Below are 12,891 nucleotides of genomic sequence, written 5' to 3' on the forward strand. Positions count from 1 at the left end.
GTCAGAGCGTGATCGTGCGGGTGGGCTCCCAGATGGCGGGGTCGCGGTGGGTGACGACGAAGACGGTAGCCGCCAATTCCCGCACGGCGCCGGCGATGCGGCGCTCGGTGCCCTCGTCGAGAGCCGAAGTAGCCTCGTCGAGCACCAGGACGGGAGCGTCTTTGAGGAAGGCACGAGCGATCGCCACCCGCTGACGTTCGCCACCGGAGAGAGCGGATCCTTGGTGACCGATGTCCTGATGAATGCCGAGCGTCGAGCGGTCGAGAACGGCGCCGAGGGCAGCGCGCCTGGAGGCTTCCTCGATCTGGGTTTCGGTAGCGCCCGGTCTTCCCAGTCCGATGTTCTCGCCGAGCGTGCCCGAGAACACGAGTGGATCTTGTGGCACGTAGCCGATGTGAGCAGCCAGGTCGTCGTATGGCAAGTCGCGCAATGAAACTCCGCCGAGAGTGACGCTGCCTGCGTCCGGGTCGTCGAAGCGCATGAGCAGCCCGAGAAGGGTGCTCTTCCCCGTACCCGAGCGCCCTGCGACGAGAACACGCTCCCCGGCGGGGATCTCCGCGTTGATGCCGCGCAGAACCGGAGCGTGGTCCACTCCTACGACCTTGATGTCAGTTCCAACAAGGAGCGCGGCGTCCTGGGACGCGGGCTCGGGTAGTGCGGGAGCCGAAGTCGCGGCCCGATAATCGCGAACCGTTGCACGCAGTTCATTGACTCCGATTCCGGCCAGAGCGAGTTCGTCGAGCGGGGCAGCGGCGCGGGCGGTGAGGATGACGAGCGCTAGAGCGGCTGCGGGATCGTCGAATCCGGTGGCGGCGAGGAAGATCACTGCGCCTGCCAGCGGCACAATAGTGGCGATCGCCGAGATGAATGTCGCTGGTGCCGCGGCGAGATTGGTCCGTGCAAGCGCGGTTTCCTGATCCCGCCAACTTCTCTCGATACGTTCGACGGAACGTGTGGGACCGGCTGCCGTGCGCAGTAATTCGAGATGATCGGTGAGCTCGAGAGTCGACTGCGTTGCTGCGAGTTCGGCCTCGTGCCGGCGCGCGTCCGCTTGGCTGAGAGCGCGTTGGGCGAGCGTCTGAGCCGCGAGCGACACTGCGAGCAGTCCGCCGACCAGCAGCATGACGCCTAGCCCCGCGACGACCGCGATCCCAGGAAGCAGGAGCAGCGGTATCAGCGGCGTAACGAGGAAGGTCTGAAGTTGGTGCGCGGGAACGCTCATCAGTGACGGGATTCCGCGCCCGGCGACGGTGGCGAGCAGCGCCCGGTTGTCGTCGGTGAACCACGACAGCTTGGTGCGGGCGAAGGTGTCGCCGAGCGCATCGTAGAGATCGCCGACGAGTCGAGCCCCGGTGAAGTAACCACCCCGCGAGACCAGGACGGTCACGAAGAGAGCGATTGCGGCCGTGGCCAGCACGAGAACCGGCGACCGGTGATCAGCGATCGAGAGGGCGAGGGTGGTGTACGCGATCGCCTCGAGGACAGCAACGGACACCCAACCGAATCCGATGGTGATCAAGCGGCGACGGGCTGCATTGGCGCTGTTCATTATTCGGCTCCAGTCAGGGCGGCATTACGCGAGGCGGCGTTGTGCGAGTTGGGACTGTCGAGGTCGAGTCGATCGTCGGCGTCGTCTGCAAGAGCGGGGTCGTGGGTGACGATCACGATCGTCTTCCCTTCAGCGTGCGCGAAGTCGCGCAGTTCCTTCAGCAGTTCGGCCGCTGTCCGATCGTCGAGCGCACTGGTCGGCTCGTCGAGCAGCAGTACTGCTGCGGGCGAGAGGAATACCCGAGCGAGCCCGACTCGCTGACGTTCTCCGCCGGAGAGTGAAGTGGCGTCGGTGTCGAGGCTGATGTCGATCTGTGCCCGGCGTAGTGCGGCGTTGTATTCCGCGTCCGTTGCATCGGGGGCGGCCAGCGCGATGTTCTCGCGCACCGTGGCCGGCAACACGTCTGCGCCCTGGGGTGTGAGCAGAATGGACTGTGGCCGCAGGTTCTCGTCGATGGTGACGACGCTCTGGCCCGCGTAGCGGACGGTACCGAGTTCCGGGATCTCGAAGCCGGCCAGTGCTTTCAGGAGCGTCGACTTGCCCGCTCCACTCGGTCCCGTGATCGCAGTGATCGCGGCTGGGCGGAATGCATGCGTGACGCCGTCGACGACTCTGCGGTCCGCGATCATGACAGTCAGGTCGACGATCTCCAGGCGGTCGGAGGGACTCGACGCCGGAACGGTGAGTGCTTCACCGGCAGGGAGGGTGGGTTCGTCCAGGGCAGCGGCGAGCCGGACTGCAGCAGCGCGTCCAGCCGCGACGTAGTCGAGGCCGTGCCCGAGCCGCAGGGCCGGTGTCACGATTGCGAGGCTGAAGAGAATAGTGGCGGCCAATGTCGTTGCATCCCAGCGATATCCGACTGCATAGGCGATCGCGAACGTCGCCGTCGCCTGCATGAGGGCAACCGCGACGGCCGCGGGGGTAGCCACGAGTCGAACGCGCTCCTGCATTCCCCGGGTGAACCGTGCTGTCGATTCTGCATAGTCGGCGGCAGCGCCGGTCTGCGCGCCGTAGATCCGGCAGACGTGGATACCGCGGGCATAGTCGTCCACGGCGGTCACTATGTCGCCCATGACATCCGCACTTTCGGCGCTGTGCCGAGCGGCCATTCTGGGGATCACGAACAAGTAGAACAGTGCTGCCACGATGCCCGGAGCCAGAGCGAGAAGCGCCACGGGGCCGGCTGAGGCAACCAGCACCGCGATCGTGACCGCCGGGACCACGATCAGTGTGGCGAACTCGGCCGGTAGGTGCGCAGTCATATGGTGCAGCGCCGAGATGTCGGCCGAAACGAGCCTCCTCAGTGCGTCTCCGCTGTAGCGGGACAGCGTGCTTGCGGGCAGTCGAACGAGATGAGCTGCGAGCTGGCGTCGAAGCCTGGCCTCGAAGAGCGACTCGGCGTGATGGGAGAGCCACGACGACGTGGCCGCGAGCGTTACCCCGGTGAGCCACAGCCCACATGCCCACCCGGCCCATGTCATCGACGGTTCACCGATGAGTTGCACGACGCTCCAAAGCGCACCGAGCATCGCGACCCCCGACGCTGCCGCCGCGACCACCCCGGCGGCCAATGCAGGCAGCGCCGGGCGCAAAGCCGGGACCAGCGACGGTTCGACGAGAGGGCGGGGCATGGATAACTCCTTGAATCAGCGTCCGGGTGCAGACACGACAAATGACCGAAACCCAAGGCTAGGCTTCGGTCGTCCTGTCTGGTTATCGCGATGCGCCGATTTCTTACACCTGAATGGACGGCACTGCGATTTTCAGGATGCTGCAGAAATGCTGCTCATGACGTCTTCCCATACGCTCATGACCGCGGATTCGGTTGGGCCAGTCTGAGTGAACACGGCTACGCACTTGCGGCGGAAGTCGTACACCTCGACAGACGTCGTCAAACCGTGCACTCCGTGGGTGCGTGTCAGCCAACACTCCGAGACGCCGTTCAGATCGATCATCGTTCGGCAGGTGTCCGCGGCTAGAGTCAATGTCCCGCCGAACATGGCTGCGGCGTCGAGATCACCGCGGTGGATCTGCAGGCAGCCGTTGCCGGCGACGACACTCGTGACGGGCAGTTGGTGGTAGGACAGGTGCTCCATCCCGGCAGCCATGAGGTGAGGATCGATTCTCCGGTAGCCGAGGGCACCCAGAGCGACCAAGCCGCTACGACGTTCGCTGCCGCTGTCCGCGAGGATGAAGTCGAGCTGTGTCAGCTGATCGGCCTCGGCCCAAAAGGCGGGAGTATTCGATGTCTGGGCGGGAGGGCTTGTTTCCCTCACAGTGCTCGGTGCAGTTCGCATCGCTTCGAAGGCGAGACGATCCGAGGTCGGGGTCAAATACGTAGTGTGTGAACTCGATCCGTGGGTATCGAACATCCGAAGCGTCGGGGGCAGGTGCTGTTCTGCGTCAGTGGTCACCACCGAACCGAGGGCGGAAGGCTTCAAACGTAGGGAGACAAGTCCCGGCGTGCAGACCAGCGGATCGCCGGGAACTGTTGGAACGGCGTACTTGCCCGAGTCGTTGACAGCCACCGGACCTGCAACGGTGATTGCTACGGCGTCGTCCAAGAGTGGCAGCATTTTGCCGACTACCTCAGGTGCGGTGTCGATCAGTCCGCCGCGGAATCCTGGACGCGCAAGTAGTGCGTCCAGGTCCGACATGCGCGCCAAAGCTGCGCAACGGCATTCGCCACGGTGCGGGCACATCTCAGTAGACATCCCGTAGATACCGCTTCGATCGTTTGAGGTTGTTGACGTAATCCTCGGCGGCGTCCGCATCCAACCCACCGTGCTCGGCGACCACCTCGTGCAACGCGTCGTCGACGTCCTTTGCCATCCGGGTAGCGTCGCCGCAGACGTACACGTGCGCACCGTTTTCGAGCCAGTCGAACAAGTCTCGGCCCTGCTCGCGCATACGAGTCTGGACGTAGACCTTCTCGGACTGATCACGCGAGAATGCCAGATCGAGACGCGTCAGGACACCGTCACGGGTCAGACCGTTCAACTCGTCCTCGTAGATGAAGTCACTCGACTGATGCTGATCGCCGAAGAAAAGCCAATTCTGCCCCGACGCGTTGCGTGCGCGACGCTCGTGCAGGAAAGCACGGAAGGGTGCGATACCGGTGCCGGGTCCGATCATCACGACGGGAGCAGTGTCATCGGCAGGTAGGCGGAACGAATTGTTCTTGGAGACAAAAACTCCGACCCGATCTCCCTCGCCGACGCGGTCCGCCAGGTACGTCGAGCAGACGCCGCCGCGGTCCCGCTCGCCCGAGCGGTAGCGCACACTCGCTACCGTCAGATGCACGGTGCCGTCGTGGGCCAGCGGGCTGGAGGAGATCGAATAGACCCGATGTTGCAGCGGGCGCAGAAGTGCAAGCAGATCTTCGGGATTCAATCGAATGCTGTTGTCCAACTGCAGGAGATCGAGAACGTCCTTGCCCCACAGCCACGCATCGAGCGCTTCCCGATCTTCCGTGTCGAGAATGTGCTGCAGTTCGGCGTCGCCGCTGCGTCGGGCGATGTCTTCGATCAAATCGCGCGAGGGAATCGAGATCTCGTAGTCGCTGGTCAACACCTGGTCCAACGGTGCGGACGAGCCGTCCTTCGCGGTGACGACGTAGTCACTGCTCGCACCGAGCTGAAGGATGATCGCCTCGACCAGAGCGGGGTCGTTGATCGGGCGGATGCCCAATCCATCTCCGGCCTCGTAGTCCAGACCGTCCTCGCCGAGTGCAAAGGTGAAGTGGCGGACTTCCTTGGCGGAGTCCTCGCCGGACAACAGTCGGTTGGCGAGGACGGTTGCAGGATAAGGGTTCTTGCGAGTCCACTGGGACTTGGTCTTCGTCGGAGTGGACGCAACCGGCGAGGCAGCGGCCCCCGCATCACCGTCGACACCGGCTACCGCAGCGACCGCCCGAACGATCCACTCGGCCGCCGGATCCTCGTAGTCGACGTCGCAATCGGTGCGGTCGACAACCCGGGACCCGCCGAGTGCTTCGAATCGGGCGTCGATGTTCTTTCCCGACTGGCAGAACCCGTCGTAGCTGGTGTCACCGAGTGCGAGTACTCCGAAGTAGAGACCCTCCAGCCTGGGCGCACTCTCGGATTCGACTGCATCCCAGAACAGCTGCGCGTTGTCAGGCATCTCGCCCTCGCCGTAGGTGGAGGTGATGACGAGCACCCGGCGCATGGCGGAAAGTGCATTGATATCCACGGTGTCCAGACCCGCGACAAGTGGTTCGAGACCGTGGGCACGAGCAGCTGCGGCCGCGTCTTCGGCCACGGACTCCGCGTTGCCGGTCTGGCTTCCGTAGAGGATGTGCACTGCCGCGCCGGCAGTTCTCTCCACTGTCGCTGTTGCAGCACCGGTTTGACCGGGCATGACAGTTCGTGAGTGTAGACCGGCCAGGAATCCGGAAAGCCACGCGCGTTGGTCGCCGTTGAACGGTGCGTATTCGGGGATGTACGGGATTTCCATTTTGAAGCTCACCTACGTTCGGGGGAGGAGGTCAGGACACCAGGTCGGGGATCGTGCGCGAAGCGAACAGTTCGTCGAAGTTCGGCAGTGATCCGAGCTTGTCCCGATTCTTGTTGTCTTGAAACAGAATCCAGCCGTACGTCGCCGGGCTGTCCATGGCCAACACGTTGCGCAGGCTCAGCGCCTGTTTGTAGTCGTCGACGCGCTTGGCTGCAATCAACGCAGCCAACTGTTCGTCGTCGTAGCCGGCGAGAATCTCTTTCGAGTACTTGACCAAGTGCTGGACGAGGGCGAAGTCCTCGGTCAGTACCAGGTTTCGGGCCGCCTTCTGCACTGCTGGATCGTCGGGTCCGGACGCACCCGGCGTGCGGGCGGCGGCGAGTTGTTGTGCGAAGTGAAGCACGGTGTACGCACTGAGCAGCGCATACATCGTCGCGGTATCGGTCTCGCCGTAGGCGGGGACTGCTCCGTTCAGCGCGGGGCGCCCATCGCGCACTGCGAGTTTGAACGTGCGGACCTGACGTGCTGCGATGGCGGACGCCAATTCTTCGAGAAGCTCTTTGTGCGACTTCGCAGCCAGGATTGCATCGCTGTCCTGGTAAAGCATCAATGCCTTGGGCATGGCGTAGACGAACGAGTGCTGTTCGACTTCCCAGTTCTCGAGCAGTCGGGTTCCGAGTGCGGATCCCGTTGCTTCCACATGCAGTTCGAGCAGGAGTTGTACCGCGTGGTTGTGGACGGCGGCTATAGGATCGGTCGCAGCGGTGATCGAACCCAGCAGTACGGAATCGGTACTTGCTCGCAGTGCCAGTTCGCCGCGAGGGTCGTACTGGTAGAAGAACCCGCCGCTCATGCCGTTGCCGACACCCTTGCCGAACTCGCCGAGATTCACGACAGCACCGTTGGTCATGTACTCGCCGGCGAAGTCGCCGACACCTTCGACGACAGCACTGGCGCCGGAGTTGCGAACTGCAAAGCGATCGCCTGCTTCACCTTCGACGAACACTCGTCCGCCGGTGGCGCCGAAGAGCGCGAAGTTGCCGATCAACACGTTTCCGCCGGCGTCACTGGAGCCGCCGCCTGGGCTGCGCACGGCAATCACGCCGCCGCTCATGCTCTTTCCCACACCGTCGTTACATGTCCCGGTGTGTTCCAGGTGCATGCCGTCGTTGCAGAATGCGCCGAACGAGAGGCCAGCAGATCCGGTCGTCAGGACGCGCACGCTGCCCGGAGCCAGATATCGTCGCCCACGCTCGTCAGTCAGTACCCCCGGAGCGAGAAGGCCGGCCGCTCCGTAGTTGAGTTCGCGTTCGAGGTCGATCGCCAACTGCCCACCGACGCTCTTGTTCCGGTTACCCAGGTGCAGTGCACCTTCGGCGAATTCAGATCCGGACACGGCGATCGAGTCCTCGCCACGGTTGAAGAGCACCGTGCGAACCTCGTCCATGATCTTCTCGTCGAGCGCGTACTCACGCTCGAGGTAAACGGGATTGTCGACGGTGATGTCCGGAGCGGACTCGAACATCGCGTCCAGTTTCAGATTGCCGACGATGGACGGGTGATCGAGCAGATGCAGGAGATCAGTTCGACCCCGCGCTTCCTGAAGGGATCGCATTCCCAGATTCGCGAGCAGTTCACGAGTTTCGTGAGCGATGTTGAGAAGGTACTGCGCCATGGCGCGGGGATCGCCGTCGAACAGTTCCGGGTTGGTGGTCAGACCGGCCGGACACTTGATGTTGCAGTTCTTGGCCATGACGCAGCCCATCATCATCAGCGCAGACGTACCGAACTCGAAGCTGTCTGCGCCCAGTAGCGCGGAAGTGATGATGTCGCTGCCGGTCTGATGCGCGCCCGAGCATCGCAGAACGACTTTCTGGCGAAGCCCGTTGGCACACAAAGCTTGATGGACCTCTGCGATACCGACCTCGGCCGCACGGCCCGCGTACTTGAGGCTGGTCACCGAAGCGGCGCCGGTGCCACCGGTGTTTCCGGCGACGTTGATGACGTCGGCGCCGGCCTTGGCGACACCGACGGCGATGGTGCCGATTCCTTCCGAGGACACCAACTTCACGATCACCCGGATGCGCGCTGCCTTGCAGTCGTGGATGAGCTGAGCGAGGTCCTCGATGGAGTAGGTGTCGTGGTGCGGCGGCGGCGATACCAGTTCGACGCCGGGCGTTCCGCCGCGGGCAGCAGCAATGTCGACGGTGACCTTGGCGGCCGGAAGCTGTCCGCCCTCACCGGGTTTTGCGCCCTGGCCGAGTTTGATCTCGATCTCTTCGAGCATCGGGTCGGCGAGGTATCCCGCCCAGATTCCGAAGCGTCCGGATGCAAACTGCTTGATGCGCGACGCACGAATCGTGTTGTAGCGCGAAAGGTGTTCGCCGCCTTCGCCGCTGTTGGACATCGCGCCGACCATGTTCGTGCCGTGTGCGACGGCTTCGTGCGCCGGAGCGTTCAGTGCGCCATGACTCATGGCACCCGACGCCAACTTCGGGGTGATGTCGCTGGCGCTCTGTACCGCGGAGAGAGGAACACCTGCCGGTGCGACCCTCAGCTTGGACAGGAACTCTGCCCCAATGCCGGTTGCCCTCAGCGCAAGATCCGGTGTGATGGCTTCAATGGTGATATCGGCGGCAAAGGTGGCGCAGAGAGCGTCGCCGAGCGCTTTTCCTCGCGCGCTGTCACCGGCCAGTGGACCGTCCAGGCTAAGCGTGTACCGGTCGTCTGCGGCGGATTCACACTGGACTCCGCGCATCACGATCGTTGTGTTGCCGTGCACCGAGAATCGGCTGATCTGCTCGGCGAACTCGGCTGTCGTGACCGCAAACGTGACGTCGCCGGGAACAGAGATGACGTCGCGCAACGCTGCGGGCCGACGCGATCGTTCCGCGGCCATCACAGTCGAAAAATCACGGTACCCGGCAGTGATGTCGAAGTCGTCGATCTGTTCGGTGGTCAACCGGTCGAAACTCGTTGCCCGGTAGGCCCCGGCATCGAGGCGGAATGCATCGTCGAGTCGCCCGAGCGGAAGCAGGCGTAGAGCATCGAATTGTTCGGTACCTGAGGGACTGTCGAACGCGATCTTCTCTTCGGTGAGTTCGACGTACTTGCGGACTGCGGTGGTACCGAACGAATGCCCCGCGCCGTCTGCGCGCTCCTTGAACAGGCCGAGCAGTGGCAGGTCCTTTTCACCCTCGACTTCACTTGCACGCTCGTGCCACTGCTTCGAGGTCACCGCGAGGGTGTCGAAACCGACGCCACCCACCGGTGACTTCATGTTGGGGAACCACTGGCGCAGAACAGGGTCGGACGTATCGAGGAAGTTGGGTTCGAAGAATTCTCCGCCGATGTAGCTCTCGACAGTGCACAGGCCGACGCGTCCCATCGTCTTCATGAGGGACTTCTCGGCAGCCTTCGCGAAGCGTCGGAAGGCGGCATCCGGGTCGGCAGCGAACTTCTCCTCGGCTCGCAACTGAACGGACAAGGGGTAGACAGCGGAAGCACCGAATCCGAGCGCAGCGGCAACGTGGTGCGAGGACTCGATCTGGCCACTCTCCACGATGAGAGAGACACGCAATCGCAGGCCTGCGTCGATGAGGCGTTGGTTCAGTGCTCCGACGACCATGATCGCGGGAAGCGTTGCGCGCTCATGAGATACGTGCCGGTCGGTCAGGACTGCGATTCCGCCCTGTTCGGCCGCGAAGGCGACAACGGCGTCGCCGAGCGCGGTCATCGCGTCAACCATCGCCTGCGCGTCACCCGCGGCGGGGTAGAGCATTTCGAAGCGGCGATGCGGGGTGTGCTTCTGTTCACGGATCTTGAGCATGTCCAGATGCCCGAGGATCGGCGACGAAATGACGATCTGCTTGCCCTGTCCGGCGGTCATCTTCGCGCCCAACGCGACCCGGAGGGTCATGCCGTCCGCTTCCCGGATGCTGTCCAGCGGAGGGTTGGTGACCTGCGCGAATCGCTGCGAGAAGTAGCGTGCCACACCGCCTTCACGATCGGAAAACGCGTTGATGGCGTTGCCGTAACCCATGGCCGATACCTTCTCGGCTCCGTGCGTGAGCATCGGATCCATCAGGAATTTGAAGCTCTCCTGATCCAGGGAGTACGCCATGTAGCGCTGATGAACCTCGAACGTTCCGTTGTAGCGCGTCGGTGAGCTGACCTTCTCCGCAGGTACGGCGGGAATGTCTTCGATCAGGATTCGTGACTGCTCCAGCAGAGACTGGTAGTCGCGCTGTGCGGCAATCTTTTCCAGGGCTTCGCGGGCGGTATAGGTATGGCGATCTCGATGATCGAAGTACAGCATTCCGCCGGCCTCGACGCGGCCACGGTGGATCACCGTCTCGGGTGCGAACGCGATCTGTCCGGCTTCGGAGAATGCGCACACGTAGTCGTGTGTCTCGATCGTGCGTAGTGGACGCAGGCCGAGGCGGTCCAGTCGGGCGCCGATGATGGTGCCGTCGCCGAACACGAGCGCTGCCGGTCCGTCGTTCTTCTCCTCGTACAGCGAGAAGTACTCGAACATCGCACGCACTGCGGGGGAGAGAGTGGTGTCGTTTTCCCAGGCAGGGGGCATCATCGAGACCACAGCTGTCACCAAATCGACGCTGTCCTCGATGACGCGTGCTTCCAGAGTCTGATCGAGCCGGCAGCTGTCGGACTGACCGGGCGGACGGACGATCGCACGTCGTTTTGCACTGGCCACCGCAGCTTCGGAGAGCCGATTCTTCTTGTCCGTGTTCAGTTCTCCGTTGTGAGCAATGAACCGGAACGGCTGCGCCATCGTGGGATGCGGGTCCGTGTTGGTCGAGAACCGCGTGTGGAAGTACATCGTGTGGACAGCGTGATCGGGGTCGAGCAGGTCGCGGAAGTACGGGATCACTTCGTCGGAGTTCAAGCGGCCCTTGAGAACCTGAGTCCTCGCGCTGAGGGACAGTGGGTACAACCCGCGTAGTGCAGGCGTGTTGTACGCGATTGCCTCGATGGCGAGCAGGGCCTCGTGCACGAGGCGATCGACTACCGCAGGCTCGGGACGCGGAGTGGGGACCTCGAAAATCCACTGCCTGACCGGAAGTTGATGCGCGATCGCGGCCGGCCGAATCGCCGAGTTGTCGACCGGGACGTCGCGCACCGCGAGAGTGGTGAAACCGCGATCGAGAAGTTCACGTTCGACCAGGGCGGCAGCGCGAGCGTGCTGGGCGTCGTCGTCCGGAAGGAAGAAGTTGCCGACGCAGAAGCGTCCGGCGCGAAGGTCGGGGCGCCCGGTTACCTTGCGGAAGAACCGGAGGGAGAGGTCCACCGAGACGCCGCCGCCGTCGCCGACGCCCTCGGAGGACATACCGCCGCGGTGCGGAACCGAGCAGAGCGCTTCGCGGCCCTTGATCAGGACATCGTGGGTCTGCACGCCGTCCTTGCGCGTGATGAACCCGACCCCGCAACTGCTCTTGTCATCTGCGGGGTCGTACAAACCGACGATGGACGTGCTCACTGCAGCAACCTTCTCCCTGTCCTGGTTGCCCGGAGATTGTTCGACCGGGCAGATACGACGGCATGGTTTCCGTCAGGGCAGGGCGTCGCTGCTTCGATGAAGCGGCACCCGAATGGGATCAGACTACTGAGTAGAGGCTTACCTTAGTCAAGTCTGCTGGGTGTGACTTGGATCCGAGCAGGTCAGAGGGTTGCTTTGTAGGCAAGTGCGTAGGCGATCTTGCCCGGCTTGTCGTCTGTGTACGGCTTCGACAGCTTTGCGAACTCGCCCTTTGACTCCGCTTTGCCGTCGTTCCAGGCCGGCAGGACTCCGAGATCGGTAGCCGTGAACCCGCTGTCGACGACGGCATCACCCGCCAACGCGGTCTGTGCTTTGGTCACCGACTTCACGGTGGCCAGGTAGCTGGAGAGGTCGTCGCGATTCCAGTTGGTGAGGTCGACGGGCGCGGCGTCGCGGACCCACGCACCCCAGTAGAACTCCTGGAACGGAATCGTGCCGGCGGCGAATCCGATGTCGCGGGAGAAGTACATCAGGCTGCGGTACTTGTCGTCGGCGAAGTTGGCCAGGCCGACGCTCTTCGGCAGGGACTGGACCGGTACCTGGTTTCCGTCCACGTCACGCGACCAGACCCACTTGTTCTTTTCCATCTCGGTCCAGAAGGCGCCTTCACTCAGGCCGTTGAGGTTGCCGAGAACCCGCAGTCGCACGTGCAGGTCGGGGCCTCCGTCGGCCGTCTCGATGAAGGACGTGAGGGTGTGGTGACCGTCGGTCAGGTAGAGATCGCCGCGGGGTCCGACGACCACGGTCTTCATGGGCGCGATGCTCTCGGCGGTTTCCTGACCCACTGGAAGCTGGCAGGTGAAGGACGACGGGTCCTTCAGCGTCGAGGCAGGAGTAGCGGTCGCAGCCTGGATCTGGCCGTTCGCCTCGCACCAGTCGTCGAACTTCTTGTTGATCGTGTCTTTTCCGAGCGTGTATCGCCCGAGCTTGTAGTACACCTCGTCGTAGCCGAGGGAAGGCTGCGTCGCATGAACGTCGCCGATGCGCACGTCCAGAAGGTCACCTTCTTTGGCGCACAGGTACTCCGAGCCGCCGGCGGAGCCTGAGAACGAACCGGTGGAGATTCCGCCACACGCGAGGGGAGCGGCGACAGCGGGTGTGCTGACCAGTGTTCCGGCGCCGAGCAGTACCAGTGTTGTGAGTGCCGAGATGGCGGAACGACGCATGTGGGGATCTCTCCTGAGGATGGGTTCGCACGTGAAGAAGCTTGCGTCACAATCGCTCAGGGTGGTTTCGGACTTACTGACAACAGACGTCCGCGCGGTGGCTACCACGTGAATTCACGTCGTAGCCACCGCGCGGTGAG

The 12,891-nt window shown here is 63.4% G+C and carries 6 protein-coding genes; all 6 read right to left on the bottom strand.

Going from position 1 to position 12,891, the window contains the following annotated elements; translation table 11 throughout:
• Window position 1 precedes the first annotated feature (1 nt).
• Window positions 2-1,549, bottom strand: coding sequence for an ATP-binding cassette domain-containing protein (locus AC1DVN_RS16080; protein WP_477994026.1), 1,548 nt, complete (start codon window positions 1,547-1,549; stop codon window positions 2-4).
• Window positions 1,549-3,180 (bottom strand): ATP-binding cassette domain-containing protein, encoded by a 1,632-nt coding sequence (locus AC1DVN_RS16085; RefSeq protein WP_477994027.1) that lies wholly within the window; start codon window positions 3,178-3,180, stop codon window positions 1,549-1,551. Before AC1DVN_RS16085 ends, AC1DVN_RS16080 begins: the two co-directional genes overlap by 1 nt.
• A gap of 132 nt (window positions 3,181-3,312) precedes the next feature.
• Window positions 3,313-4,206 carry a ChuX/HutX family heme-like substrate-binding protein gene (locus AC1DVN_RS16090; protein WP_477994028.1) on the bottom strand — a complete coding sequence of 298 codons (894 nt, stop codon included), beginning with the start codon at window positions 4,204-4,206 and terminating at the stop codon, window positions 3,313-3,315.
• A gap of 46 nt (window positions 4,207-4,252) precedes the next feature.
• Window positions 4,253-6,025: a sulfite reductase subunit alpha gene (locus tag AC1DVN_RS16095; protein WP_477994029.1), complete on the bottom strand. Its 1,773-nt coding sequence runs from the start codon at window positions 6,023-6,025 to the stop codon at window positions 4,253-4,255.
• A gap of 31 nt (window positions 6,026-6,056) precedes the next feature.
• Window positions 6,057-11,525: a glutamate synthase-related protein gene (locus tag AC1DVN_RS16100; protein ID WP_477994030.1), complete on the bottom strand. Its 5,469-nt coding sequence runs from the start codon at window positions 11,523-11,525 to the stop codon at window positions 6,057-6,059.
• Window positions 11,526-11,707: 182 nt separating this feature from the next.
• The gene (locus AC1DVN_RS16105; RefSeq protein ID WP_477994031.1) at window positions 11,708-12,751 is read right to left on the bottom strand and encodes a ParB/Srx family N-terminal domain-containing protein; all 1,044 of its coding nucleotides are present in this window, start codon (window positions 12,749-12,751) and stop codon (window positions 11,708-11,710) included.
• Between the last annotated feature and the right edge of the window lie 140 nt (window positions 12,752-12,891).

This window comes from Rhodococcus sp. P4_E4 (genome assembly GCF_056401575.1).